This window comes from Bariatricus sp. HCP28S3_A7 (assembly GCF_052066375.1).
Taxonomy (GTDB): domain Bacteria; phylum Bacillota; class Clostridia; order Lachnospirales; family Lachnospiraceae; genus Allocoprococcus.
In genome coordinates this window covers 1-26228 of record NZ_JBQHSG010000020.1, presented here as the reverse complement: position 1 = coordinate 26228, position 26228 = coordinate 1, and the positions used below count along the sequence as shown (strand labels likewise).

Sequence of the window (26228 nt, the reverse complement as noted above, 5' to 3'; positions counted from 1 at the left end):
TTTGCACAGCTATTTGTTGTAAACTGGTAGCATCAGAAAAGGAATCAAGGAGGACGGCAAATGAAGGGATATGTTACAAGCAACGGATACATGGGATACGTAGATGGCAAGTACATTTTATTTGCTAGCGATAAAGAATATTATGAATTCATGGAAGACTAAGGAGGAAGGGCAATGAGTAAAATTTATTTCACATTGACAGGAACCAAATATTATCACGGCAATGAATTCCTGAAGCCGCGAATGAAACTGAAACTTAAGAAGGAACCGGATAACAATTTCGATAAAGAGGCCATTGTTGTAAAGATGGAAGGACTCGGCGAGATCGGACATGTGGCAAATAGCGCACACACCGTTATCGGTGAGAGCATGAGTGCCGGACGCATCTATGACAAGATCGGTGACACTGCAAAGGCCAAGGTTGTCCTGGTAACACCACATGGAACGATCTGCAGTATCAGTAAGAAGAGTCTGATTGATAACAAACATAAGAAGATTGAGGAAGCAGTCGATGAATAAAGTAATTCTCATGGGACGATTGACCAGAGATCCGGAAGTAAGGTATGGAGCCGGAGAGAATTCTACTGCAGTTGCAAGATATACTATCGCAGTTGATCGCGGATTCAAAAGAGACGGTGAGCAGAGTGCAGACTTCATCGGCTGTGTTGCCTTCGGGCGTAACGCAGAATTTGCAGAGAAGTATTTGCGTCAGGGAACAAAGATTGTATTGACGGGAAGAATTCAGACAGGCAGTTACACGAATCGTGATGGCCAGAAAGTATACACAACGGATATCGTTGTAGAGGAGCAGGAGTTTGCAGAAAACAAAGCAGCTGCAAGTAATGGTGGTCAGGGGAATTACAGCAGACCATCAGCAGCACCTTCGGATGCAGATGGATTCATGAATATTCCGGATGGCATCGATGATGAATTGCCATTTTCATAAAGAAATTTGGGAGGATAAATTATGTTTGGATTTGATAAGATGTTTGATTTTAACCGTGATGGACGTTTGGATGCATTCGAGAGAGCTGCTCAGTTTCAGTTTATGGATGAAATGCTGAAGAGCGGAGAAGCTGATTCTTTCGATGATGATGACGAGCAAGATATCTTTGCTGAGGCAGGGCTTGATTACGATGAGCTAGAGTTTATGGATCCGGAAGAAAGAAGGGAAGTGCTGGAAGACGCAGGATTGGATCCAGATGAGTTTGATTTTTAGTGGATAGGGAAGAGGAGATAGAGTGCAGAAAGCAGATTTCTAATTTAAAGATGGCGTGTTTATTTAGAACTATAAATATATTCTGAAGTAATTAGTTGGCTGAGATTGTTTGTTCGATCTCAGCTATCGGTGTGTTTGAAGGTGAAGAACACAACGATAGCTGAGAAAAAATGTAGAAATTGTTTTCGACCAAAAAACTACTAAGTACGACAAGAAAGTTTCGAGATTTCGTTGAATGTGTCAGCGTCTATCGTAAACGAAGTATTAATTTTTTGAATAACCGGACTTTTATTGTTTACGGTAGGCGCGACCAGTGTCTTTTAGGTTCAACGAGTACTTTTAGTCAATAAATTTTATATTTAATTGCTATCGAACAAGTATCGGATGCTTAACTAAATGGCATTGTGAAGGTGTGTTGCATTGCCTTGAATGTCAATAAAAAAGAGCATAAGAAAACTGGCTGTTTAAGCCGATGTCTCATACTCGTCATTTCATATCCTAGGAATATAATCTTGTTATGGTTTGTGTTGTAATTATTCTATAATACCATCTAGTTAATATCAATATTTCCACGAAAAAATTAGAATTAAAGAAAGCCTATAAAATCAAGGGAAAACCCTCAAAAAACAGATTGTTATTATTAAAAAAATAATATATAATATATGATAATTGTAAGAATAATATTATTAGAATTTTAATAATAAATGGCGGTGAGAAGTTGGGTAAACAGGATATTGAAATGTTTATGAATGATAATTTCAAAGTGCTGTATTGGTTACATATCAATCAGGTAAAAATTAATAGAACGTATATCTGCCCAGCTACACAGCAGGAGATTGGAGAAGGGTTGGGATTTAGCCTAATGAAAGTAAATGCCATAATGCAGACCTTACGACAAGAGGGGTACATAGACAAATATAAGAACAGTAGAGGACGTTATGTCATTACAACTAAAGGTAAAAATGTTCTTAAAATATTTTCTGAGAGTACATACTAACGGATATTGCATGATTTGTGATATATTTTGAATAGAAACAGGAGTTGATACAATGGGCGAGAATTTAAAAAATTTACAGTATATTGCAGGAGAGATTAAAAACTGAAGGATAATGGTGTTGTACTTAATGATATATGTGCAGTTGTAAGAACAGGATCTTTGATTGATAATTACGTGAAGCAACTGAAAAACGAAGGTATCAATACCTTTGTGATTAAGAAAAACAAGAACGATGACAGAGGTTTGATGGGAGTCTGTGTTCAAACTATGCACTGAGTAAAAGGACTTGAATACATATATGTAGTTGTTGTTGCTGCAAACAATCGAATCGTTCCATTGTCGGCTGCAATTAACCATACAGATGCTATTTCAGAAGCTGAGTCGATTACCTCAGAGAAGTGTCTTCAGTATGTGGCACTGACAAGAGCGCAGAAAGGTGCTTAAATTACAAGTTATGGAAAGAAATCAGAGTTCTTGAAGCAGGAACAGAAAGGGAGCGACCGAAATGATAAAAACAATATCAGATGAATATGTGTATAAAAAAGAAGTTGATTGGTCGCTTCTTATGGAAGGACTTACCTTGCCAGTAGATAATCAAGTGGTCTTTGGACAAATAATGGGAAGGTTTATACAGCGCGGTGAATCGAAGGATATAACACTATATCTTGAAGGTAAAGCTTATCATGCAAAGATTGTGAATGTTAATTTTGATCCCAAATTTAAACGAAAAAAGGATACATACCAAATTCGTTACAGTAAAAATGGTGAATTGGCAAGAGCATTACAAGCATACTTCTTTAAAAGCTTTCAGTTTATAAAAACAACTCGTGAGAATCGAGATCCGTCAGATAGAAGTATGATTAAGCTCCCAGATGAATATAAAGAGTATTTGGCAATATATGCCACTGAATATGATGACTCATATATTTTAGAGCCCATTCTTGTAGATGACATGCAAGTTCTTAGAGAAGTTGTTAAGGGTCAAAAGGAAAGAGAATTAGAAGCAGGACTTGAATCTGATATTCAGGATGAAACTGCGGGGTATGATCAGATGAATCAATTGATTAAAATTCGTAAATTGAACAAAAAAATTGGTGATAATTTGAAACGGCTTTATCAATATCGTTGTCAGATTTGCGGAAGACTTATTGGTGAGGAATACGGATCACATGTGGTAGAGGCGCACCATATTGAGTATTTTGTTAAGAGTTTGAATAACGATGCAAGTAATCAGATTATAGTGTGCCCGAACCATCATAGTATTATCCATGATGTGGATCCAGTGTTTGACAGAAAGCGGTTACTATACATTTATCCGAATGGATTTGAAGAAAAATTTGTGCTTAATATGCACTTGTAGAGGGTGAAGCGATGCAAATGTATGTTGGAATTACCGATTATGATTGGTATGAATTCCTCAAAAGTAAGAAAGCAGAAGAGGTAAACTTCTGGAAACCAGGTACTCAACCTTTCAAAGCATTGCAAGAGAATGATATGTTTCTTTTTAAACTTCATCACCCACACAATTATATTGTCGGCGGCGGTTTTTTCGTAAAGTATTCGTTGCTGCCAACATATCTTGCATGGGAAGCTTTTGGAGAAAAGAATGGAACTAAAACTCTGAGAGAATTGAATGATGCTATAGGAAAATACAGAGCACGAAACAATATGCCCATCACCAATCCTCAAATTGGATGCATTATTTTGACAGATGTCTTTTATTTCAAGGAAGAGGATTGGATACCTGTTCCTTCAAGTTTTAGTAAGAGTATTGTACAAGGCAAACGATATCATACAGAAGAGCCAGAAGGACAAGCCCTTTATGCTCAGGTCCAGGAGAGACTTCAACATAAAAATATATCACAGATAGGACTCGAGCAAAGAGTTGAAAGATATGCAGAACACTTGACTAAGCATCGATTGGGACAAGGAGCATTTCGTGTTGTAGTAACAGATGCATATCAGAGAAGATGTGCCATTACCGGGGAGAAAACTCTGCCGGTATTGGAAGCAGCACATATTAAACCATATGCAGAAGAGGGGCCTCATGCTGTAAACAATGGTTTATTGTTAAAGTCAGACTTCCATACATTGTTTGATGGAGGATACATTACCATTGATAAAGATTACCGTATTGATGTTAGTAAGCGCTTGCACGAAGATTATGGTAATGGAAAAGATTATTACAAATATCACGGAGAAAAGTTATTAATTCTTCCGGAAAAACAAATAGAATTGCCATCTAAAGAATATTTAGAATGGCATAATGAACACGTATTTTTAGGATAATTTAGGAGATATTAGATGCAACTGGGATGGATTGATTTTTCAAAAGAAGATCGAGATAAAGTCCATGATGTCATGAACTTACTGCAAGAACAAGGTGCAGTAGACGAGCTTGGCATAGGGCTTGTTCGTGATGCCTTTGCGAATTACTTTTTTCCAGGCACATCAACTGTCCAGACCAGGGCAAAGTATTTCCTGATTGTTCCGTATGTATTAAAAGAAGCTGTTGATGGCAAATATGGAAGTAACCTGTCAACGGTTCTTAAGCAAATTGATGATGCGGAACGGGACTGTGGAAAGCGTCTTTATGCGAAACACAATGGTTCTTCGAATATTGGGATTATTGGTGCCAGAGTTCTTCCGCGCGGATGGGTGGCGAGAAGACCATCCAGTATCTATTGGAATGGCATTCGTACATATGGCATTTTTGCACAGGGTGATATGTCTATCACCGAAATGGTGACGCTTTCTATCTTTCTGCGAAAACAGGAAAACTCTATGAAGCTGGGTAATCGTAGGGATGATGCTGAAGAAGGAGATAAGGATGATAAGAATGCCGGCAAAGAATACGCAGGACGTTTCTTTGAACTTCCGGAGAATCATTCTGAAAACTGGAGAGAGAATCTTTCCATTGAGCTGACAGCGGAGGAGGCAGTATTTTTAAGAGAGCGAATTGAGCATTCTGTCCCGGGAACATTAATAACTTATTTGCTGAAAAATAATATTGATCTGACAAAATATGATAGCTTTGAAGTACTTTATGAGGACCTGCAGGAAAGGGTACCGGAAAAGATGGCACATATGATGAAATTGGCATGTGATTTTAATCGCATTGTGTACGCGGCAAGAGTTCGGTACAACATGATTTTATCAGATGGAATGAATGTGGATGCGAAAGAAGAGTGGAATTGGATTTGTGAAACTATTTCCAGAATTACGGCAATTGACCTGGACGATGTGTTTCAGTCGCTTTCTATAGTTAATTTTAAGCTGCGTAGATTCCTGACAAGTATGATTACAGCCTTAAAGGAAAAAAATTTTGAGTTGTTAGATGAAATCATTATCAAACGGGAGATTGAATTAAAGACCAGAAGCCGCGCAAAACTTCTTCATAAAGAAGATTACGATCCGAATAAGTGGGTTGGCGGCGGATGGCTGGATTATAGATTTTCAGATGCGAAGCAGATTATTCTCGATATCTATCAGGGAGAGGAGGGGATTCATGTTTCAAACGAATAACAATAAAGACAGATTGAATTATGGAGAGATGCTTCTTCCGCCGCAGGGATATGTTCTTGAGCAGGCGGTAGGAACGACATATTCCCTGGATTTGGAAGCATTAACTGCAATTTCGATTGCGCTGGGATTAAAAGAGGATACAGATAGTGAACTCCTTCAAAATCCGATCAGTATGTTAAATGCTCTGCAGAAGGTCTCGGAAAAGGTGCTTATCTTCTGTGAAGCTGGTCAGATTACAGTACCAGGAAAACCTTCTCCGCTAAACATACTTTTAGAAAAAATGGTTATCCCGGTAGCTTTGCCTAAGGTAAGAGGATTAAATGGTTATCCGGCATTCCATCCAAAGACATGGATCTTACAGTATGTTAATCCAGAAGGTGATAGAAAATATCGATTTGCTGTGCTGAGTAGAAATCTGACCTTTGACCGTAGCTGGGATATCAGTATGTGCATGGATAGTTCAGATGAAGCTGATCAGCCAGAGAAGACGAAACCGCTTATGGATTTTCTTTCTTTTTTGCGTTCTCAAATTAAAAATACCATTTCGCAGGCAGGGACAAAACGTAACAGCATAAAGAGATTAATAAGAAATCTGGAGACAGTATCTTTTGCATTAAATAGTCATGAATTTGGTGAAGAATTTCAAATCATGCCACTGGGCATAGGAAGTGCCGGATATAAGATGACAGAGGATCCGCTTTTTTGCTCAGATGTCTGGAGCGCTGATTATACTTTTAATGATCTGGTAGTATTTTCGCCATTTCTCAGTGCTTCTTTAGTAGAGGAATGGAACAAGAAAGAACATAACATTACCGGAACAAAAAGGACGCTGATCACTCGAAAAACCGAACTGGCGAAGCTAAAACCGGAGCAGGGAAGTCGTTTTGATATCTATACGCTAAAAGATGACATTATTGACGGAGAAGATCAGCTTTCTGATGAACAGCAGGAGAAGATGAAACAAGATATCCATGCAAAAATCTTCCTGCGAAGGAAGTATTCGGATACAAGTCTGTATATTGGATCCATGAATGCATCTTATGCTGCATATCAAAAGAATGTTGAGATGGTAATGCAGCTGAAGACCAAGAACCGCTATTTAAACGGAGACAGTTTTCTGAGAGATATTTTCTGCGGTGAAGCTGATAATCCTGCCAATCCATTTGAAAAAACAGAGATTAAAGAGGCAAAACCAGATGATGCTGAAGAAGAGTCTAAGGTACTTGAAAAAATAATCAAGGATATCTGTAGAAGAAAAATGAAGGCGACGGTCATTTTGAATGATGAGGCATATGATGTCTCGGTTACGGTGGATGGCGAAGTATCTGAGGAATGGGACAATGTCCGCATTGGACCTCTTCGAAGAAAAGTACTAAGTCCATTTGCAAAGGAAATGATCTTTGAGAGGCTGGATGTTTTGCAGCTTACAGAATTCTATCAGCTTCAGATCAAGGGCGATAAGGGTACCTCGGTTTCAAGAATTATTATGATACCAACAACAGGATTTCCAGAGGAACGTGAAAGTGCGGTTGTAAATAGTGTGGTGAAAGACAAAAGAAGTTTTGTTGAGTATGTGGCATTTGTGCTTGGAGAAGATTACTTGTTGACTATGCTTGAAGATAATAATCTCCGGAAATCAGGTTTTTCCGGTACGGAAATACAAAGAATGCCAGCACTATATGAGAAGATGTTAAAGACTGCGCTTGAAGAACCTGCCCGCTTAAAAGAGATTGATTATCTTTTAAAGATGATCACAGATGCTGAGATTATCCCGGATGAATTCAGGGAACTATATGAAACCTTTAAAACAACCTTGCGACTGAAGTAGAAAGAAGGAGCTGGCATGGTGAAATTTGATATTGATAAAACAGAATATGCAACCATGCATGGCTTAAAGGACTTTCAGCGTGCTACAGTTGAACGTATCGATACTCTTTTTCGAAATGGTCAGAAAAGAGTTCTGGTTGCAGATGAAGTTGGTATGGGAAAGACTCTGATCGCCAGAGGTGCCATTGTAAAGACTGCGAGGCTTAGAATCGAAGAGAAAGACGATTTATTTAAGGTTGTCTATATATGTTCCAATATCAGTATTGCGAACCAGAATATCAGGAAGCTGAAGGTATCGGACACGGCAAGAATCGAAGGGGTATCCGACACCAGACTTTCCATGCAGCACTTAAAGATTACACAGCAGGAGAAGGATCCAAGGCTTTTAGAAGGATATATTCAGCTGATTCCACTGACACCGGATACGTCATTTCGTTTGACAAATGGCGGTGGAACGGTTCAGGAAAGGGCGCTGATGTTTGCTGTTTTGAGGAGAATGCCACAATTCCGGCATCGTTAGAAATTGCTTGAAAAGCTATTTGTATTCTCTGCAAATACTGCATGGGACTCATGGGCCAAGAAGTGGTATGAACATCAGGTAGTCGAATGTGAGGAGAAGACTGGTGGAAGATACCCGGCAGATCTTATTGAAAAAATTCAGAAGTTCAATGAACAGGAGCATACGATTGATATGCTGGAAAAGCATATTAAGGAGAGACGATATAATAAATCGAAGCATTCAGACAGCTTTGTATTAAATAAGCTGCGTGTAATGTTTGCGAGAATAAGCGCTCAGATGCTGAAACCGGATCTTGTAATCATGGATGAATTTCAGCGTTTCAAATTTCTGATAGATTCTAATGGGGAAACAGAGACTGGTATTTTGGCAAATCAATTTCTGAATTCGGAAAGTACAAGAATTCTCTTGCTTTCAGCAACCCCGTATAAGCTTTATTCAACACTGGAAGAAATTGATGATGCATCAGGTGTGGATGAGCATTACAGGGAATTCCTGCAGGTAATGGATTTTCTGTTTACTGATTCGAGACAGCAATTCAGAAAAGTATGGTCTGATTACAATATTGCGCTGCATGAGATGAAGAATGGAGATTCTGCGATCATCCAGATTAAAAAAAATGCAGAAGATGCGATGTATGCCGGTGTGTGCAGAACTGAACGTATTTCGGTTATGGAATCCGGTGATTATACCGATGACAGCAGTGTAAAACAGCCCATTAAAGTTAGCGGTGAAGATATTCTTTCCTACATTGCGATGGGAAAATTACTAAAAGAGATGAATGCTAATTTTTCGCTTCCAATTGATTATGCAAAGAGCTCTCCGTATCTGCTTTCTTATATGAAGAATTATAAAATCAAGGAGCAGATCGAAAAATACTTTAAGGCACATAAAGAAGAGATAGCCTTGGCCAGTGATAAGATACTTTGGGTGGATCCGAAAAAGGTATATGATTATCAGCCATTGCCAAAAACAAATGCGAGGCTGGAGAAGTTGAAAGAGATTGCTTTTGAAGGTCATGCGGAACGATATCTTTGGATACCACCTTCTAAACCATATTATGAATTGCAGGGAGTATACCGAGATAGCAGGCACTTTTCAAAAATACTGGTATTTTCATCATGGGAAATGGTGCCAAGAATGATTGGATCCATGATCTCTTATGAAGCTGAGCGGCTTACTGTAGGAAAAGTCTGCGAAAATGCAGGAAATATTGGAAGGCAGAATACGAATTATTATGCCAAAACAAGATATCCGTACCAAAGACTTCGATTTACGCTTTCCGGTGGAGAACCTCAGAGAATGACTTTATTTACTCTGCTTTATCCATCCAGGACATTAGCACAGATGTATCAGCCGATACAGGCTATGAATGATAAATGGAACTTGACGGATATTGAGAGGGAACTCAGACAACAGGTTAGAGAAAAACTGAAATCTTTGAAGATTTACCGAAAGATTTCAAATCGAAACGAGGATGCCAGATGGTACTATCTGGCACCGATGCTGATGGATGGAAAGGAATATGTTACTGCCTGGATAGACATTATGAAACAGGCCATGAATAATGCAGGAGAAGATGGAGAAGATGGAATTAGTTCTGATCGTGGAAATAAGGCTTTTTTAGGGCATATCCATCGCCTTGAGGGACTGATTGGTCTTGGTAATGAATTATTTCTTGGTGGTATGCCGGAAGATCTGGTGAATACCATTGTTGACATGATCCTTGGATCACCGGCGGTATGCATTTACAGATCAAATGGCGGAAATATGTCTTATGCAACAGCATTAGCTAAGACATTCGTTAATTATTTTAATTCTACGGAATCAACTGCGATTGTACAGCTGGCTGCAGAAATACATCATAAAAAGAAATCTGATGACAATGCTCATTGGCAGGACGTACTGCTTTATTGCAAAGATGGCTGTTTCCAGGCTATGTTTGACGAGTATCTGCATCTGATAAAAGAGGCGACAGATTTTTCGACCGGTGATAGTCAGCAAGAACAGATTCAAAAAACTATGTTGCAGGATCTGCGAGTGCACACAGCATCCTATGATGTTGATACCTATCAGAATTTTGTGAAAAAGATAAACGGTGAGAAGGCAACAAACCTTATGCGTGCACATTATGCAGTAGGATTTGTTAGTAATGATGGCGCCGATAATGTAAAGAATGCAAATCGTAAAGACAGCATTCGAGGAGCATTTAACTCGCCATTAAAACCATTTGTTTTGGCAACTACATCAATTGGTCAGGAAGGTTTAGACTTCCATAATTATTGCAGAAAGATTATGCATTGGAATCTTCCGAGCAATCCAATTGACCTGGAGCAGAGAGAAGGCAGAATCAATCGCTTTAAGTGTCTGGCGATTAGGCAGAATGTGGCAGATAAATATGGATCTATTACTTTCCAAAAAGATCCATGGACAGAAATGTTTGATGCTGCTACTGCCGAAAGAACAGAAGGCCAATCAGAGCTGGTTCCATTCTGGTGCTTTGGTAAGAATCAGAAAATTAAGATTGAGCGAATTGTTCCGATGTATCCGATGAGTAAAGATGAGATCAAATATGAGCGATTGATCAAGATTTTATCGCTTTATAGATTGACATTAGGACAAGCCAGACAGGAAGAACTGTTAGAGTGTCTATTCAAGGAGTGCCAGGATCTGGACGAGTTAAAAGAACTATTTATTGATCTCAGTCCGTTTTCCAAAAAGGGATAATGCTACTAACAGATGTTAAGATAAAATGGGTGAGATAATGGAGAAGATTGTTTATACAAAAGAGAAGATGGATGCGATAAAAGAAAAAATTCAGAAGCTCATTTCCATAGTGAAAGAATTAGAGACTGATTTTCCGGGCAGACATTTTACCCTAGATGGACATCTTGTGGGCAGTATCGGTGAAGTTATGGCTGCATATTACTATGGTATAGAACTTTACGCTGCATCTGCTGTAGCTCATGATGGTGAGATTGATGGAAAAAAGGTTCAGATTAAAATAAGTCAGCAGGATGACATCGTGATTAACCACGAACCAGAATACCTGATTGTTTTATATCTTAGAAAGAACGGCGACGTCTTTGAGGTTTATAATGGTCCCGGAGAAGCTCCGTGGAATTCGGCGAGTAAAAGGGATAGTCATAATAACAGGCACATGCGAGTTAATAAATTGATGGAACTTGATAAGCAAGTCTCGGATGAATTCCGAATTGCTGTAGTAAATGTAATTTCAAAAATGAAGCCAGAATATAAGAACAAACGATAGAAGAGGTTATTTATGGACCAGACAATTGATTACTACAATCTCAATGCAAAAAACTTCATAGAGAATACGCAGAATGTTGATATGCATCTGGCTCAGGATAAATTTCTTCATTTGTTGAATGAGGGAGCCGTTATCCTTGATTTCGGTTGTGGTTCTGGCCGTGACACGAAATATTTCTTGGATCAGGGTTATCAGGTAACAGCGACCGATGGATCTGCAGAACTTTGTCGGTTGGCCAGTGTTTTTACCGGCATTGAAGTGCAAGAAATGCTATTTCAGGAATTGGATGATATAGACACTTATGATGGTATATGGGCTTGTTCTTCTATTTTGCATCTGCCAAAGAATGAGCTGCTTTTGGTGATACGAAAAATGTGTGATGCGCTTAAAAGTACCGGCGTAATCTACACTTCTTTCAAGTACAGTGATTTTGAAGGCGTACGTAATGGCCGGTACTTTACAGATTTTACAGAGGATTCCTTTCAGGAATTCATAGCAGAGATTCCGGAACTTACGATAGAAGATTATTGGATCACTAGCGATGTCAGACCAGGAAGGGGTGATGAGAGGTGGCTGAATTTAATACTCCGCAAATAGGATATTCCTTACATATCAATGGAGAGTACCACAACACCCTGGATATAGAAGGCTTCTCTCAGATGATGAAGGATCCGTCATACTGTTATAAGTTCTATTGGCTGGAATCCATTGTAGATATCATTTCGGAGGGTATTCAGGATACTACGTTCGATGCAATCATTGATGATATGATCTGCAATGCATGGTATTCCGTAAGAGAATTTCATATTCACCTTAGTGGCATGCAGGCGGACGGCCTTGTGAGAGATGGTCTGGAACGTGCTGTTCTTAAACTGACAGAACTCAGTGATTTGCCGGCAAATGCATCCAAAGTGGAAATCAAAAATGCGATCCGGGAGCACAATGCCGACCTGAAACTTGCTAAGGAACAGCTGACCAATATGGTTCCCGGTCGGGCATTGGCAGGTTTTTTCTCAAAAAGCTCAGAGGAAGTGCCGTGGGGAAGCATCCGCAGATTAACGGAGTATATCAGACGAATCGATAGTACTGTAATTCGCCTGCCTTATACCTTTGGAGATAGCAGTAAACTGAAAAAGGAAGTTCATTTCAATCCGGATTGGATGCGCATGATTCAGGACAATACGGTAAATATTCTGGGATGGATTCAATACGAAAAGGTGAAATGGCTGCAGAATAATAATCCGGAGGTTCCGGGCCTGATCTACAAGCTGGCTCCGATGGATGAAAAGATGCGAAAGCTGAATAACGTACGTAAACTTTGGGAAGGCATCCTGGAAGTAAGAGAAGTATGCGATGTCTTTACGGGTAATCCGATTATCACAAAGCAGTATGATGTAGATCATTTTATTCCATGGTCTTTTGTCATGAATGATGAACTTTGGAACCTGATGCCGATGGATTCTTCTTTGAATTCGTCGAAGAGTAACAAGCTTCCCAAATGGGATCCTTTCTTCGCAGTATTCGCAGAAAACCAGTACGGAATGTACAATCTGATCCACGAGCGAGCAGGCCTTCATAAGCTGTTTGAGGCCTGCTATCGGGATAATCTGCATTCTATTTGGGCAGGACAGGAATTGTACAGACCGGGAAATTCAAAGGAAGAATTCTATCATATCCTGCAGAAAAACATGCAGCCGGTCTATGATTCGGCCAGACGACAGGGATATGAAATCTGGAATTATAGTTAGAGGTATTACACCCCTTGTTTTGGCCGTGTATCTGAAGGAGGAAAAATATCTTGGAACATCAGTTTTTAACAAATTATACAGAGATTACTTTTCTGGACAAGATCAAAGATAATCTAAGGCATTGTAAGTCTTTTGATTTCTCTGTCAGCTTTATTAAGAAAGCTGGCCTTGTTTTGTTGTTCAAGGATATTGAAGCAGCTGTGGAAAGAGGGTGTAAGGGACGTATCATCACCTCAACTTACCAGAATTTCACAGATATTGAATCCTTGAAGAGTTTCTATGCGCTCATGGGAAGATGTTCTAATTTTCAATGCCATTTGGATTATGAGAGCTTTCATGGTACCGATTATTCGACTCTTGGCTACCATTCCAAGGGTTATCTTTTCGAATTCGATGATCACAGAGAGTTAGTGATTGGTTCTTCAAATATCACACGATATGCGCTTCTTAAAAATATTGAATGGGATGTATCGGTAAAGGACTATTTTGTAAACGGTGCATATGATGATGCGTTGAAAGAATTTGAAGAAAAATGGTCCGCGACGAAATTACTGAATGCAGAACTGATCGTTAAATATGCCCAGAGACTAAGTTATGCAATTGAGCGCTGGGATATGGATTATGATCTGTCGGCGTCAAAGATCAAGCCGAATTATATGCAGAAGAAGGCCTTGAAGGAGTTGAATCGTTACCGTGCCATAGGTGTTAACCGTGCGCTCACGATTGCATCGGCAGGTAGTGGAAAAACTTATCTGGCAGCTTTTGATGCATTGAATTTCAACCCGAAGAGATTGCTTTACATTGTACATGAAGGATCTATTTTGAGAAAATCCCTGGAGACCTTCCAGGAGGTATTCGGTAAAAATGTATCCTATGGAATCTATAGCGGTACCAGTAAACAATCGGATGCAGATTTTGTATTTGCCACGAACATTACCATGTGCAAAACACTGGAGCTATTCTCAAAGAATGAATTTGATTATATTATTATTGATGAGTGTCATCATGCCACAGCAGAGACTTATAAAAAGATTATCGGTTATTTTGAACCGGAATTCTTACTTGGTTTGACTGCTACACCGGAACGTATGGACAACCAGGATGTTTTCGAATTGTTTGACCATAATGTGCCTTATGAGCTAAGATTGCGTGATGCGATCGCCAATGATCTGGTTGTTCCGTTTAAATATTTTGGTATTCGAGACAAGCTGGTGGATTATGGGCTGACCGGAAATGAAGAACGCAGAATGATTGCGCAGATGGCAAAGGAAGATCACTGCGATTTTATTGCCGAGCAGATTGAGAAGCATCGTCCACAAGGAAAGCTGAAAGCACTTGCGTTCTGTAGAAATGTTACCCATGCCAGAATGATGTGTGAAGCTTTGGGAGAGCGGTATCATACCGCTTATCTGACTGGTCGCAATGATATCGGTGAGCGTGTCAGAGCTTATAATGATTTGCAAAATGATGCTCATAATCTTGAGATTCTGTTCACGGTGGATATCCTGAATGAAGGTGTCGATATTCCCGGTGTGAATATGGTGCTGTTCCTTAGACCAACCGAGTCTACGACGATCTTTATTCAGCAGCTTGGCCGTGGATTGCGTAAATATACCAATAAGGAGTATGTTACCGTGCTGGACTTTATCGGCAATAGCTATAAGCGAAGTGTGCAGATCGCTTTTGCGTTGGGGTCTTTATCTGAGAACTTTGTTATGGAGAAAAGATTGCTTGCATCATTAGTGAAGGATGATTTTACAGCTCTTGGTTTGGCTGATTACGGTGTAGAGATTCATATTGATGATTTGAGCAAGGAAGAGATCCTGGAATACATTGATAAAGAGAATTTCAACTCTCTGAAGTATCTGAAGCAGGATTATTTCAATTTCAAAAAATACATCGGATCAGAATTTTATCCGCGTCATGTAGATTATATCAACAATGACTGTGCTCCGGATTTGATTCGTTTTATGAGTATTAAGACGAGGGGAAAGAAGAACTGCAGCTATTATAATTTTCTCAGAGGTATCGGCGAGGAGAACCTGCCGGTCTTCACGGAGAAACAGATAGATTTTATCAATTATCTGTCTGGTTTGCTTCCACTTGTGCGTGTACATGAGTATCAGATCGTGAAGTTACTGCTCGACGGACCGAAAACATATCAGGAGATAGTAATGTACCTGACAGAAACAGTTCAAGGATTTGTTCTGGCAGAGCTGGAGCATGTGTTGACATATCTGCAGTTTGTTGAAAAAGACAAGAATATTCTGAGACTTTCTGTACCTATGGATGATCAGCTTCTGGAGTATGTGCAGGATCTCATCGAGTATGGTTTGATCCGCTATGTAATCGACAATGGAAACGAGACGGGCTTTAAGCTTTGGCTGAATTACCGAATGGATCAGGTGCAATTAAAGCTCCTGAAGAACCCTGGAAATATTATGGTAGGAACCTACTATTATGATGACTATGTAGTGATTTTCGCATCATTGAAGAAGGATCTGGAGGAAGCAGATAAGCTGAATTATAAGGATAAATTCCTGCAGCCGGATTTGTTCCAGTGGGAGTCTATGACAAATCTCCCGCAGTCACATCTTGAAAAACTGATGAAGAGCACATTTGCACATGTATTTATCCGCAAGATGACCACAGAGAATGGTTTGGTTCTTCCCTTTACTTATGTAGGAAAAGGAAAAATGTCGAATCCTCGCAAGACAGACGGGGATAATGGAACATACCTGTTTGATATTCATATGGAGAATGAATTGCCAGAGTATCTGCAATATGATTTTGGATTGACGAAGGAATAATATGAAGACAATGAAAGTAGTCGCAGCCATTATTTGTAACGATATGGAGCGAAAGAATAAGATTTTTGCAACCGCCAGGGGCTATGGTGACCTGAAAGGCGGATGGGAGTTCCCTGGTGGCAAGGTTGAGCCGGGTGAAACTCCGCAGCAGGCACTGAAAAGAGAAATCATGGAAGAACTTAGCACGGAAATCAAAGTTGGAGAATTAATTGATACGATAGAATATGATTATCCGACATTCCATCTTTCTATGGATTGTTTTTGGGCTGAAGTTATCACAGGTCAATTGGAACTCAAAGAGGCTGAGGCGGCGAAATGGCTTACCAAAGATCAGCTGGAGAGTGTTGCCTGGCTGCCGGCAGATATTACATTGATTGATAAAATCAGACAGCATATGAACTAAAACAGAGAAATTTAATGGACCACTAAGGTGGTGAAGTAAGAATATGCAGATTGATATGCAAAAGTTGGAAGTTGCCATGAAATATATTGAACGTATTGCTGATGGCAAGAATCCTGTTAATAATAAACCTGCGGAAGAGAAGAGCACATACGAATGCGAAAAGAAATGGAGGAAGAAGAACATGGGATGTGTATATTTTGTCCGACATGGACAGACAGTGTGGAATGTAGAAAATAAAATATGTGGTGCGACGGACATTGCCCTGACAGATATAGGTCATCAGCAGGCAATGGAGACTGGAAAAAGGATTCTGGAAGAAGGAATTCAGGCAGATGAAATTTTGTATTCTCCGCTAGTGCGTGCTGCAGATACTGCCAGACATATCGCGGAGATCACGGGAATTCCTGCCAGGGTTGAGCCGAGATTGATTGAACAAAACTTTGGAAAGTGGGAGTCCACTGCCAGAGATGGGTTGGAATTTAAGAAAGCCAAGGAAGATTTTTGTTGCAGATATGAAGGTGGCGAATCTATGCTGCACTTAGCCCAGAGAATTTACAATCTTTTGGATGAGATTAAGGAAGAATCGGATCATAAGACCTATATCCTGGTAGCACATAATGGTATATCCAGAGTCGTTCAATCGTATTTCTACGAGATGACAAATGCAGAATACGCCGCATTTGGAGTGAAAAACTGCCAGATTCTGCGATATGATTTTGAATGATGAGAAAATAGCAAAAAATTGGAATGATATATATCGGAGATAACAAATCATGTATACTGTAAAAAGAATTGAGGAAGACCTGGATTTTGGTTGTGAAGAACGGGAAGAAGGTGCACCGGTTATGGCTGTCGTTACACTCGTTGATTCTTTTGGTGAAGAGATGCGAGTGAAGGAAGAAGATGCCATGCTCTATGAACGAGATATTAATGAAGGTGATAAGGTCTATTTTGACAAAGATAAATTAGAAAAATCATAAGGAGGATTGATCGAGATGGCTTCCTTTGATCAGAAGCTCCGTACTTTATATTTGATGGAAATCCTTCTGGAACGTACCGATGATACGCACATGCTGAATGCATCGGAATTATGCACGATTCTGGATCAGGAATATGGCATCAGTACGGATCGAAGAACGATATATACAGAGATGGAGATCCTTGATAAATTCGGACTGGATATCCAGCAGAAGAAAGGAAAGAATCCTGGCTATTATATTGGGGCCAGAGATTTTGAATTGCCTGAGTTAAAGCTCCTGGTAGATGCTGTACAGTCCTCTAAGTTTATCACGGAGAAGAAATCCAAGGAACTGATAACGAAATTAGAGAAGCTCTGCTGTAGGACGGATGCGGCAATGCTTTCCAAATATGTTTTCATTGTAAACCGTCCGAAGACAGAGAATGAAACTGTTTATTACAATGTGGACTACATTCATACTGCAATTTACGAGAATAAGGAAATTAAGTTCCATTATGCAGAGTGGACTGTTAAGAAAGAACTGAAACTGAAAAAAGACGGTGCATTCTATGTTGTCAGCCCGTGGGCACTGACCTGGGATGATGAGAATTATTATCTGGTAGCTTATGATGCATCGGCTGGAATTATCAAGCATTATCGTGTAGATAAGATGCAGAATACTGAGATCCTGGAAACAGACCGTAAAGGGGAAGATTCCTTCAGGAACTTTGATCTGGCTGCATTCGCTAAGAAGACCTTTGGAATGTACGGCGGTGTAGATGCGGAAGTCACGCTGGAATGCAGGAATGAACTGGCCGGTGTTATCATCGATCGCTTTGGACATGATGTCTGGTTGATCCCGCAGGGAGAGGGTCATTTTAAAACCAGAGTTCTGGTATCAGTAAGTCCGCAGTTCTTTGGGTGGGTAACTGGTATCGGATCCGGGATGAAGATTACCGGTCCGGAGAATGTGAAGGAAGAATATAAGGCATATCTGCAGGATGTTCTAAGAAGCTATTGAATGCGTGATAAGTGCTATTTACTAATAGGGAGTGATTATTGATGAAAATTTCAGATGTTGTTGAAAAATTTAATACAACACCCTTTTTATTCTTGGGTTCAGGAATAACACGACGGTATTGTAACCTTCCAGACTGGAAGGGCTTACTTGAGCACTTTGCAAAGCAAGTGAATAATGATGACTTTGCGTATAGTGCATATGAAAATAGGGCAAAGAAAATGGACTGTCCTGTTGGTGTGATGACCAAAATAGCAGAATTAATTCAGGCTGATTACGATGAAAAATGGTTTGCTGATCCGTCGATCAGAACCGTAAGTACAGGATAAAAATTAAGGATGGATTATCTCCTTTTAAAGCGGAAGTTTCATCATATATCACAGCGGGTTTCTCTGTTGATGATAGATACAAAGAAGAAATAGATATGCTATCGAGATTATCTGAGAAAAATCTGGCTGGTGTTATCACAACAAATTATGATAACTTTATTGAAAATCATTTTAATGGCTATACAGTGTATGTTGGGCAAAAAGAACTCATATTTTCTGCAATACAAGGTGTCGCTGAAATATTTAACCAGACTTGTAGTTTGCGAAAATGTCAGATAATAATTAATAAATAAAAAAATAATTACATAATAGTATTGACAAACGAAAAGGAAAATGATAATATATAATCAACAAAAGAAAAGAAGAGACAACTTCAAAAAACAGGAGGTCGGTCCAATGAAATAGATAAATTTAATTGGACAAAATTAATAGAAAGAGAGGTTATATAGTGAAACTTCTAGAATTTCATTAAAAGAGCTATTTGATTTGTAAAGAAAGATCAAATAGCTCTTAATTTTGGGCTTTTATTAGAAAGTCAATTTGCACATTGATAATATATCAGTGCCGCATTATAATAAAAGACAAAGAAGGGAGGGTTCGATATGAGATACGATGTTGATATAGAAGAGATGAAGAAAGATGCGGTTGAAATCTTCCAGCAAGGCTTTGCCTGTTCAGAAGCAGTCATTTACGCAATCAAAAAAGGCTTTGAATTAGATTTATCAGATGATGCCATTGCAATGTCATCCGGTTTTCCGTGGGGACTTGGAGGAGGAGGATGCATTTGTGGTGCTCTGGCCGGCGGAACGATGTGTCTCGGTTATTTCTTTGGAAGAAGAATCCCGGGAGATCCTGCATTTACCAAATGTCAGGAAGTGACAAAAGAACTGCAGGATTTCTTTAAAGAGACCTGTGGCGCGACATGCTGCAGAGTATTAACACGTGGAAAAGAAAAGAATTCTCCGGAGAGAAAAGCACAGTGTATTACATTTGTTGAAGCAACTGTTGGAAAAGTTGCAGAAATTGTTATCAGAGAGAAAAGTTCTGAAGAAATGTGATTTTCGCTGAGGCGTACTTGAATTAAGCCGCTTATTAAAGCTGATGACTTCTGCGACTAAATTCACGCAGAAAGTATCAGCTTTTTCTGCGTCTGTAAGGAGGATTTTTCATGTTGCTAAGTATTTCCTTAATTCTGATTTTAGGTATGTCTATGGGATGGATATGCCAAAAGATTAAATTACCAAGTTTGCTCGGAATGTTAGTTACCGGCGTTGTGCTTGGACCTTATGTACTGAATCTCCTGGATGAGAGTATTCTTGGGATTTCCCCGGAACTTCGTAAAATTGCGCTAATCATCATATTGACAAGAGCTGGCCTTGGTTTGGATTTATCGGGACTGAAAAAAATAGGAAGACCTGCGGTTCTAATGTGTTTTGTCCCTGCGAGCTTTGAAATTTTGGGAATGATTTTATTTGCACCTAAACTTATGGGAATCACATTATTGGAAGCTGCTGTTATGGGAGCTGTGCTTGCTGCGGTTTCCCCTGCTGTTGTGGTTCCAAGAATGGTGAAACTTATGGAGGAAGGATATGGTGTAAAAGAAGGAATCCCTCAGCTTATACTTGCCGGTGCATCCGTAGATGATGTTTATGTTATTGTATTATTCTCTACGTTTGTTGGAATGATGCAGGGGGAAGGTGCTTCAATAATCAGATTTATCAATATTCCGGTTTCGATATTCCTGGGAATTGCAATAGGACTTATAATTGGAGTTATGCTGGCATATTTCTTTAAGAAAGTTCATATCAGAGATACTTCGAAAGTACTTATTATTTTAAGTATCTCACTTTTACTCGTTGTAATAGAAGATAGGTTAACAACTTCAATTACTTTTTCAGCATTGATAGCAATTATGTTTATTGGAATAGGATTGCAGAAGAAAAGAGAAGTAGTTGCAAAAAGGCTTTCAGTCAAATATGGGAAATTATGGGTCGCGGCAGAGGTGTTCTTATTTGTACTGGTGGGCGCAACAGTGAATATTGGATACCTTGGTAAAGTTGGCATTAAGGCTATTATCGTCATTGTTGGAGCACTATTCTTTAGAATGCTTGGTGTATTTGTGTGTTTGTTAGGTACTAGCCTTAATAGAAAAGAGAGATTATTTACTATGATGGCATATACTCCAAAAGCAACGGTACAGGCTGCGATTGGAGGAATACCTCTCGCGTTAGGTTTGGCCTGTGGAGATATCGTGCTGACAGTAGCGGTACTTGCAATAGTTCTCACAGCACCGCTTGGGGCATTTGCCATTGATTTGTCGTATAAGAGCTTTTTGGCAAAGGCCGTCTGCAGGTGAATGCCACTTTCGATGGTATTCCGTACCGTGGGCAAGTCGTAAAAATGGGAACTCCGTGTTACATCATTGGCGTTACAAAACAGATACGTAAGCAGCTTGGTAAGAATTTTGGTGATATTGTTGAAGTGGTTCTTCAGGAAAGAGACAGAGAGGAAATCCCTATGTGGAAATGCCCCAAATGTGGCAGAGAGTTCAAGAAAAAGGGGCAGAGTCATTACTGCGGTGAAAAGCCAAAGACGATTGATGAATATATCTTGAGCCAGGATGAGGATAAGCAGGAAGACCTGCGCTATATCCGTCAGATTCTTCACAGTGCATTACCGGAGGCGGAAGAACGCATTTCATGGAGTATGCCAACCTACTGGAAAGGTCATAACATTATTCATTTTGCTGCCTCGAAGAAACATATCGGCTTGTATCCGGGCCCTGCTGCTGTAGTACAGTTTTCTAAAGGGCTTCCTTATCCGCTGGAATCTGAGCGTGTAGCAGTAAAAACAGAACCTTACCCCGGACGATGGACAACGCATATTGTAATCGGTAAAATGTCTGATTTGGACGAAGAACTGTTTGCATGGGTGGTACAGGCCTATGAGTTTTCGGAGAAAAAATAGTTTAATAAAGGCCTTTCAGTTCTGAAAGACCTTACTAAATGAAAGTGGGATTATTTGAGCTGTAAACCGTCTTTGAATGCTTCACCCACTCTTTCACTTACTCGATAGTAACCGTGTGTATATGGGTCGAATGCGATAGCGTTTACTAAAGACATATCAAGTTTATCATCAATCATAACCTTTTCATCTGCGGTAACGTTAACTACTTTTCCGATGACACCAACGCCGTATGTATTATTTTGGTATTCAATAAATTTACATTCTAGACAGAGGGGGAATTCATTGATGATAGGTGCGTCTATATTTGGAGATTTACTTGCGGTAAGACCACTTTTTTCAAATTTGTTTGAAACTCTGTTTCCTGATTCAACACCAAAATAGTCTGCTTCTACGACGTGAGAGGCATCAGCAATGCTTATCGTAAAGGCACCTCTTGCCTTGATGTTTTTTACTGTTTTATGAGATTCTGTTAATTGGAGAGCTACAGTGTTTCTTGCTTGCATAGTGCCCCAGGCAGCATTCATAACATTGACCGAACCATCATCATTGTATGTTGTTACCATTAAGACCGGCATAGGGAAAATCCCTTCTGTTATATCAAGTTTCTTTCTCATTATGATTACCTCGCTTCTTATACTGAATTGACAGGAATTTTATCTGTGTATATAATTGTAACAAGTAACGGAAAAATTACAAGTACTGTCTTTTAAAACAGGTACTATCTTAAAGGAAAGTATCAAATGATTAAAAATTATATTGAGAACGCAAATTTTGAGGATACTGGATTCAGCTATACACTTTCGCTTATATCAGGCAAACATAAGATGGTTATTCTTTATTGTCTGATGGAATTTGAAGTTGTAAGATTCAATGAACTGAGACGTTATCTGAAAAATGTATCGGACAAAACACTTAGCAATAATTTGAAAGAATTGGAAGCAGATAGACTTATTATTAGAAAAGAATATCCTCAGATACCACCAAAAGTTGAATATAGTTTGAGTGATCGCGGTAAATCACTTATGGAAGTTTTAGACCAGTTATGTGTTTGGGGGGAAAAGAACAGAGAATAATATTATAAGCGTCAAAGACAGCGAATAAGAATTTGTCGAACACATGAAATTTTCAGTAATGCGCTCTGTTACCTTTCAATGCTGAAGTTAGTTTTCTTGAATTGACTTTTTTACCAATAGCGAGTATAATAAATGAATTAGCGGCGGGTGACTGTGCCTGCCGCTATTTTAGAAGGTTGATGTTAGAATAGACTAACTTTAATAAGAGCATGTTTGATCTTGCTTCTGGGAATACTTTGTGTAAACCAATGTGGTATGCGACAACGTGTGATGCCGAAGGCTTTATCTTCTTTCAAGAAAAACTAAAATTGCATACATCTAAAGCGAGGAAATAGTATGGGTAAGGAAATTAAAGAGATAACAGAATATTCATTTAATGACGAAACGGGCGATGCTCATATTACTGTTTATCATCTGTTTCCCGGTGTAGAAGTCGCATATGTGTCTGCTCACATGGGTGATTTTGATTTCGCTCTGATAGAACAGAAATATCGACATAATTACGTGGGTATCCATTTTTGCAAAGAAGGTCGTATTGAGCGGGAAATTGGTAATGAGTTTTTATATCTGATGCCGGATGATTGCTTGATTATTCTTGAAAATAAGCGTGAGAAAAAATACAAACTGCCGCTGAAGCACTATCACGGAATCAGTATCGGAATTGACATTGAAAATGTACCCCCAAAATTTACGGAATATATCGGTAATGATCATGTGGATGCCGTGTAAAAAGAGATGGCTACATCCTCTACATATACGACTCAAAAATGACAAAAGTGCTCACATCACATGATGTTACATGGAGTCGCCGGGACAGCTTCTGCAAAGACCAGTATGTTACAGAACAACCGGAAGAAAGACCTACTGCACCGGTAAAGATACATATCCAACAGCTTAATCCGCCTCCGTATGATTCCGGTTTTAGTAAATTTAACTTTGAGGAGGGACTGTGGGATGAATAAATCGTTTTTTGAACAGATCCAGGATGCTGCTGATTATTTAAATCTTGATCTGAATGCACAGGAAATGGCACAGCTCGCAGTCGACCATGAATATAGTGAAGAAAATATACGGATAGTTGCTGAAATGTTCACTTATCTGCAGCAAAAGAAGAAAGAAAACATTGTTTCAACATTGCTCCGATTGAGCCGCCTTCCATTAAAAGAGCCAAAAACTTTTGAAAATTTTGATTTCGGTCAGCTTCATGGAAAACAAACAGATGCCCTGCACAATCTGCCATCCCTTTCGACTCTCTACGCACATAAAAATCTTGCGTTCATTGGCCCGCAGGGAGTTGGAAAAACACATCTTGCGATGGCATATGGACGCAAATGCTGCCAGAATGGTCTGAAAGCGTATTTCTTAAAAGCAACTGAACTAAACCAACGCTTGACTGATGCCCGGAAGTATGGCCGGGAAAGCAGTACCATAAATGGCCTGGTAAAACCATCTTGTCTGATCATTGATGAGATAGGCAGATGCGTTTTTGACAAAGAAAACACCCGAATGTTTTTTGATGTCATTGACCGAAGATACAATAAGGAAGGGCCAAACACTATGATATTTACAAGCAATAAAGGACCGGATAAATGGGGAGAATTCTTCAACGAAGATTCCTCCCTGTTATGTGCCCTTGACCGTATATTTGACGATGCCACAGTATTCATGATTAAAGGAAACAGTTACCGTGGAAAAAACTATGAAACAATAGCATTATCAGCCGGTGCTCCATCAGCACTACCTAAAGCACAACATTAAAGAAAGGAAAAGCTGATGCATTGGTTATTTCTGTCCGACTGAGATTGGTCATTTTCTCCCGACAATAAATGGCTAATTTCTCCCGACGCTAACATGGGAAAGATTTGTGTTTTTTTATTAGTTTGCCAGATTATACGATAAAAAAGCTTATGAAAATGGGGGATTTTGCTATTAATGAAGTGAACTATCTTAGAAAAAAATGGGGATATAGCCATATTGAAATGTAAATAGTTTGAGGAATGCAGTGACTATATGGAATCTTCGATGGAATACACATCTACGTAAATATAATAAAAAACTAGGTGGAAAAACATTATGCGTTTAGAATTTTACCAGGAGGAGAAAGATGACTAAACAAGAATTTTTAGATTTTTGCCATGAAGAATTTACAAAACGAGGTTTTAAAAAAAGGAAAAAAACTTATTATTTGAACGGTGAAGGAATTTTGGTTGGCCTTTATTTGCAAAAATCAATGGCTGAGGCATATTATGTTGAATTTGATTTTTTCATTGGGGAATTCAAAAATCCTAAATTATACCCGACTACGTATGAATCAGATTATTATGGGCGTGTATGTGTTTTGTCGAAGGATATAGATGAAGGAGACTATTATATGACTGCTTTGATAGAATATGAGTTATATACACCGGAAGAATTAAAGCCGTATTTTGATAAAGCATTTGATGAATTTATTATGCCACCACTACTTGAAGGGAAAGAAACTGTATTAAAGATCATGGAATATTATGATGATTATACACTAGAGGAAAAAGAAAATATTATAAAAAAGCTACAGCTTGATCAATAGTATGGTGCTTAAGGAGTTTTGGGCTTCTATATGGCTCTGGGAATGGACTGGCGGAGAGAAATCCGTTCAGGTATAGAGGGTATTATTACGATGCGGAAGTATGTCTGTATTATCTGAATGGAAGAGCGAGAAGAGAAAACGATTTATAAAAGATCCATTAATTCTATTGTGAAATGGGTTTATGTGAGGTTAAAATAAAGCTGATATTTATACAATAATTTTGTTATGTTTGAGATATTTTGAAGGGAGGAATCAGTCTTGACCAGGAGAAGAACATATCAGGATAAAGAACTCCTGTTAAGAAATTATGTGAGACTAAATAGAATTACAAAGACAGAGTTCAAACAGTTGATGCGGCTTTCAAAAGATAAAAGCTCAGTGATTAGATTTGAAGTGGCTACAATTCTCTTTGATGTTAAGAATCAAGCTTCAAAGAAATTATTATTTCAACTTGCGAAGGATAGAGATTCCTTAGTAAGAGCAGAAGCATATACCTCTTTGTCTGGATTTAAATTTGCTGATGTAGAAGAATTTTTACGAAAGGCAATTGAAAGAGAAAAGGATGAACTTGCTTGTTCTTATGCTATAACATCATGGGGCGAAGTTGCGCTCAAATTATTTGACGAACATGATGAAGATATAAATTATGTTAATAAATTATTGAGAACACATAAAATTATGGTATCAGAACGTTGTAGATTAGAGTGTTATTATGCATTATATGGATTTGGTGATAAAAAAATGCTTAAGAAAATCATGAAATTTTTAAAAAGTACTAATCCATATATTCGTTATATTGTATATGATACACTGGAATTAAGTGTAGACCAGGATAATCGTTCTGAAATAATCGATGTGCTCGAGAAAATGCTAGTAAAAGAAGAACTTCCGTAAGCGCCAAATATTCCTGCGGATTTCCTGATCCTCAAGTTTTGCCTATAATTGTAGTCGATAGATATTTAGACTATTTCACTACAATTATGGAGGATAGGTTATGGCA

At 38.9% G+C, this 26228-nt stretch carries 28 protein-coding genes and 1 pseudogene; 28 read left to right on the top strand and 1 reads right to left on the bottom strand.

What is annotated here, in order from left to right; translation table 11 throughout:
- Positions 1-174 precede the first annotated feature (174 nt).
- From ACTNA4_RS12080 to ACTNA4_RS11970, 23 genes and pseudogenes are all read left to right on the top strand, one after another.
- A complete protein-coding gene (locus ACTNA4_RS12080) occupies positions 175-519 on the top strand; it encodes an HIRAN domain-containing protein (protein ID WP_441030296.1) in 345 nt (114 codons plus the stop codon).
- Positions 512-946, top strand: a complete 435-nt coding sequence (locus tag ACTNA4_RS12075; RefSeq protein WP_441030294.1) for a single-stranded DNA-binding protein — start codon at positions 512-514, stop codon at positions 944-946. Before ACTNA4_RS12080 ends, ACTNA4_RS12075 begins: the two co-directional genes overlap by 8 nt.
- A gap of 21 nt (positions 947-967) precedes the next feature.
- Entirely contained in the window at positions 968-1219 is a 252-nt protein-coding gene (locus tag ACTNA4_RS12070; protein ID WP_441030292.1) for a hypothetical protein, read from the top strand.
- A gap of 739 nt (positions 1220-1958) precedes the next feature.
- The gene (locus ACTNA4_RS12065; protein WP_441030330.1) at positions 1959-2216 is read left to right on the top strand and encodes a replication/maintenance protein RepL; all 258 of its coding nucleotides are present in this window, start codon (positions 1959-1961) and stop codon (positions 2214-2216) included.
- A 291-nt stretch (positions 2217-2507) separates the two neighbouring features.
- A pseudogene (locus ACTNA4_RS12060) lies at positions 2508-2660 on the top strand (hypothetical protein); the annotation flags it as partial.
- 61 nt (positions 2661-2721) lie between these two features.
- Positions 2722-3576 carry an HNH endonuclease gene (locus ACTNA4_RS12055; protein ID WP_441030290.1) on the top strand — a complete coding sequence of 285 codons (855 nt, stop codon included), beginning with the start codon at positions 2722-2724 and terminating at the stop codon, positions 3574-3576.
- Positions 3577-3587: 11 nt separating this feature from the next.
- Positions 3588-4505: an HNH endonuclease gene (locus tag ACTNA4_RS12050; protein WP_441030288.1), complete on the top strand. Its 918-nt coding sequence runs from the start codon at positions 3588-3590 to the stop codon at positions 4503-4505.
- Between the two features lie 15 nt (positions 4506-4520).
- Positions 4521-5741 carry a DUF6361 family protein gene (locus ACTNA4_RS12045; RefSeq protein WP_441030286.1) on the top strand — a complete coding sequence of 407 codons (1221 nt, stop codon included), beginning with the start codon at positions 4521-4523 and terminating at the stop codon, positions 5739-5741.
- Positions 5725-7569, top strand: coding sequence for a phospholipase D family protein (locus ACTNA4_RS12040; protein WP_441030284.1), 1845 nt, complete (start codon positions 5725-5727; stop codon positions 7567-7569). Before ACTNA4_RS12045 ends, ACTNA4_RS12040 begins: the two co-directional genes overlap by 17 nt.
- 15 nt (positions 7570-7584) lie before the next feature.
- Positions 7585-8088 carry a DEAD/DEAH box helicase family protein gene (locus ACTNA4_RS12035; protein WP_441030282.1) on the top strand — a complete coding sequence of 168 codons (504 nt, stop codon included), beginning with the start codon at positions 7585-7587 and terminating at the stop codon, positions 8086-8088.
- Between the two features lie 3 nt (positions 8089-8091).
- On the top strand, positions 8092-10812 hold the full coding sequence (locus tag ACTNA4_RS12030) for a C-terminal helicase domain-containing protein (protein ID WP_441030281.1): 2721 nt from the start codon (positions 8092-8094) through the stop codon (positions 10810-10812).
- Between the two features lie 37 nt (positions 10813-10849).
- On the top strand, positions 10850-11356 hold the full coding sequence (locus ACTNA4_RS12025) for a DUF6998 domain-containing protein (RefSeq protein ID WP_441030279.1): 507 nt from the start codon (positions 10850-10852) through the stop codon (positions 11354-11356).
- Positions 11357-11368: 12 nt separating this feature from the next.
- The gene (locus ACTNA4_RS12020) at positions 11369-11953 is read left to right on the top strand and encodes a class I SAM-dependent methyltransferase (RefSeq protein ID WP_441030277.1); all 585 of its coding nucleotides are present in this window, start codon (positions 11369-11371) and stop codon (positions 11951-11953) included.
- Entirely contained in the window at positions 11926-13104 is a 1179-nt protein-coding gene (locus ACTNA4_RS12015; protein WP_441030275.1) for an HNH endonuclease domain-containing protein, read from the top strand. The genes ACTNA4_RS12020 and ACTNA4_RS12015 overlap by 28 nt, the downstream gene beginning before the upstream one ends.
- A 50-nt stretch (positions 13105-13154) precedes the next feature.
- Positions 13155-15914, top strand: coding sequence for a DUF3427 domain-containing protein (locus ACTNA4_RS12010; protein WP_441030273.1), 2760 nt, complete (start codon positions 13155-13157; stop codon positions 15912-15914).
- A gap of 1 nt (position 15915) precedes the next feature.
- On the top strand, positions 15916-16317 hold the full coding sequence (locus ACTNA4_RS12005; RefSeq protein WP_154433191.1) for a (deoxy)nucleoside triphosphate pyrophosphohydrolase: 402 nt from the start codon (positions 15916-15918) through the stop codon (positions 16315-16317).
- A 181-nt stretch (positions 16318-16498) separates the two neighbouring features.
- Positions 16499-17041, top strand: a complete 543-nt coding sequence (locus tag ACTNA4_RS12000) for a histidine phosphatase family protein (RefSeq protein WP_441030328.1) — start codon at positions 16499-16501, stop codon at positions 17039-17041.
- Positions 17042-17090: 49 nt separating this feature from the next.
- On the top strand, positions 17091-17297 hold the full coding sequence (locus ACTNA4_RS11995) for a hypothetical protein (RefSeq protein WP_441030271.1): 207 nt from the start codon (positions 17091-17093) through the stop codon (positions 17295-17297).
- Between the two features lie 15 nt (positions 17298-17312).
- The gene (locus ACTNA4_RS11990; RefSeq protein ID WP_441030269.1) at positions 17313-18296 is read left to right on the top strand and encodes a helix-turn-helix transcriptional regulator; all 984 of its coding nucleotides are present in this window, start codon (positions 17313-17315) and stop codon (positions 18294-18296) included.
- Between the two features lie 41 nt (positions 18297-18337).
- Positions 18338-18622 (top strand): hypothetical protein, encoded by a 285-nt coding sequence (locus ACTNA4_RS11985; RefSeq protein WP_441030267.1) that lies wholly within the window; start codon positions 18338-18340, stop codon positions 18620-18622.
- A 602-nt stretch (positions 18623-19224) separates the two neighbouring features.
- Positions 19225-19680, top strand: coding sequence for a C-GCAxxG-C-C family protein (locus ACTNA4_RS11980; RefSeq protein WP_441030265.1), 456 nt, complete (start codon positions 19225-19227; stop codon positions 19678-19680).
- A gap of 110 nt (positions 19681-19790) precedes the next feature.
- Positions 19791-20978, top strand: coding sequence for a cation:proton antiporter (locus tag ACTNA4_RS11975; protein WP_441030263.1), 1188 nt, complete (start codon positions 19791-19793; stop codon positions 20976-20978).
- The gene (locus ACTNA4_RS11970; protein ID WP_441030262.1) at positions 20975-21589 is read left to right on the top strand and encodes a DUF1801 domain-containing protein; all 615 of its coding nucleotides are present in this window, start codon (positions 20975-20977) and stop codon (positions 21587-21589) included. The genes ACTNA4_RS11975 and ACTNA4_RS11970 overlap by 4 nt, the downstream gene beginning before the upstream one ends.
- A gap of 50 nt (positions 21590-21639) precedes the next feature.
- Here ACTNA4_RS11970 and ACTNA4_RS11965 read toward each other — a convergent pair whose 3' ends face one another.
- Positions 21640-22203, bottom strand: a complete 564-nt coding sequence (locus ACTNA4_RS11965) for a flavin reductase family protein (protein WP_441030260.1) — start codon at positions 22201-22203, stop codon at positions 21640-21642.
- A 126-nt stretch (positions 22204-22329) separates the two neighbouring features.
- Between ACTNA4_RS11965 and ACTNA4_RS11960 the strand changes: the two genes are divergently transcribed.
- The 5 genes from ACTNA4_RS11960 to ACTNA4_RS11940 all read left to right on the top strand — a co-directional run bounded on the left by ACTNA4_RS11960 (position 22330) and on the right by ACTNA4_RS11940 (position 26122).
- Positions 22330-22662, top strand: a complete 333-nt coding sequence (locus ACTNA4_RS11960) for a winged helix-turn-helix transcriptional regulator (RefSeq protein WP_427808446.1) — start codon at positions 22330-22332, stop codon at positions 22660-22662.
- Between the two features lie 336 nt (positions 22663-22998).
- A complete protein-coding gene (locus ACTNA4_RS11955) occupies positions 22999-23391 on the top strand; it encodes a hypothetical protein (protein WP_441030258.1) in 393 nt (130 codons plus the stop codon).
- A 225-nt stretch (positions 23392-23616) separates the two neighbouring features.
- Positions 23617-24420, top strand: a complete 804-nt coding sequence (locus tag ACTNA4_RS11950; protein WP_441030256.1) for an ATP-binding protein — start codon at positions 23617-23619, stop codon at positions 24418-24420.
- 346 nt (positions 24421-24766) lie between these two features.
- On the top strand, positions 24767-25228 hold the full coding sequence (locus tag ACTNA4_RS11945; RefSeq protein ID WP_441030254.1) for a DUF4304 domain-containing protein: 462 nt from the start codon (positions 24767-24769) through the stop codon (positions 25226-25228).
- A 258-nt stretch (positions 25229-25486) separates the two neighbouring features.
- Positions 25487-26122, top strand: a complete 636-nt coding sequence (locus ACTNA4_RS11940; RefSeq protein ID WP_441030252.1) for a HEAT repeat domain-containing protein — start codon at positions 25487-25489, stop codon at positions 26120-26122.
- Positions 26123-26228: the final 106 nt, after the last annotated feature.

Coding starts and splice junctions, on each gene's coding strand:
- ACTNA4_RS12045 (WP_441030286.1), top strand. CDS start 4,521: ATGCAACTGGGATGGATTGATTTTTCAAAAGAAGATCGAGATAAAGTC.
- ACTNA4_RS12070 (WP_441030292.1), top strand. CDS start 968: ATGTTTGGATTTGATAAGATGTTTGATTTTAACCGTGATGGACGTTTG.
- ACTNA4_RS11980 (WP_441030265.1), top strand. CDS start 19,225: ATGAGATACGATGTTGATATAGAAGAGATGAAGAAAGATGCGGTTGAA.
- ACTNA4_RS11990 (WP_441030269.1), top strand. CDS start 17,313: ATGGCTTCCTTTGATCAGAAGCTCCGTACTTTATATTTGATGGAAATC.
- ACTNA4_RS12000 (WP_441030328.1), top strand. CDS start 16,499: ATGGGATGTGTATATTTTGTCCGACATGGACAGACAGTGTGGAATGTA.
- ACTNA4_RS12025 (WP_441030279.1), top strand. CDS start 10,850: ATGGAGAAGATTGTTTATACAAAAGAGAAGATGGATGCGATAAAAGAA.
- ACTNA4_RS11985 (WP_441030267.1), top strand. CDS start 18,338: ATGAAAATTTCAGATGTTGTTGAAAAATTTAATACAACACCCTTTTTA.
- ACTNA4_RS11965 (WP_441030260.1), bottom strand. CDS start 22,203: ATGAGAAAGAAACTTGATATAACAGAAGGGATTTTCCCTATGCCGGTC.
- ACTNA4_RS11995 (WP_441030271.1), top strand. CDS start 17,091: ATGTATACTGTAAAAAGAATTGAGGAAGACCTGGATTTTGGTTGTGAA.
- ACTNA4_RS12075 (WP_441030294.1), top strand. CDS start 512: ATGAATAAAGTAATTCTCATGGGACGATTGACCAGAGATCCGGAAGTA.
- ACTNA4_RS11975 (WP_441030263.1), top strand. CDS start 19,791: ATGTTGCTAAGTATTTCCTTAATTCTGATTTTAGGTATGTCTATGGGA.
- ACTNA4_RS12065 (WP_441030330.1), top strand. CDS start 1,959: ATGTTTATGAATGATAATTTCAAAGTGCTGTATTGGTTACATATCAAT.
- ACTNA4_RS12035 (WP_441030282.1), top strand. CDS start 7,585: ATGGTGAAATTTGATATTGATAAAACAGAATATGCAACCATGCATGGC.
- ACTNA4_RS12020 (WP_441030277.1), top strand. CDS start 11,369: ATGGACCAGACAATTGATTACTACAATCTCAATGCAAAAAACTTCATA.
- ACTNA4_RS12055 (WP_441030290.1), top strand. CDS start 2,722: ATGATAAAAACAATATCAGATGAATATGTGTATAAAAAAGAAGTTGAT.
- ACTNA4_RS12080 (WP_441030296.1), top strand. CDS start 175: ATGAGTAAAATTTATTTCACATTGACAGGAACCAAATATTATCACGGC.
- ACTNA4_RS11945 (WP_441030254.1), top strand. CDS start 24,767: ATGACTAAACAAGAATTTTTAGATTTTTGCCATGAAGAATTTACAAAA.
- ACTNA4_RS11950 (WP_441030256.1), top strand. CDS start 23,617: ATGAATAAATCGTTTTTTGAACAGATCCAGGATGCTGCTGATTATTTA.
- ACTNA4_RS11960 (WP_427808446.1), top strand. CDS start 22,330: ATGATTAAAAATTATATTGAGAACGCAAATTTTGAGGATACTGGATTC.
- ACTNA4_RS11955 (WP_441030258.1), top strand. CDS start 22,999: ATGGGTAAGGAAATTAAAGAGATAACAGAATATTCATTTAATGACGAA.
- ACTNA4_RS12040 (WP_441030284.1), top strand. CDS start 5,725: ATGTTTCAAACGAATAACAATAAAGACAGATTGAATTATGGAGAGATG.
- ACTNA4_RS12050 (WP_441030288.1), top strand. CDS start 3,588: ATGCAAATGTATGTTGGAATTACCGATTATGATTGGTATGAATTCCTC.
- ACTNA4_RS12005 (WP_154433191.1), top strand. CDS start 15,916: ATGAAGACAATGAAAGTAGTCGCAGCCATTATTTGTAACGATATGGAG.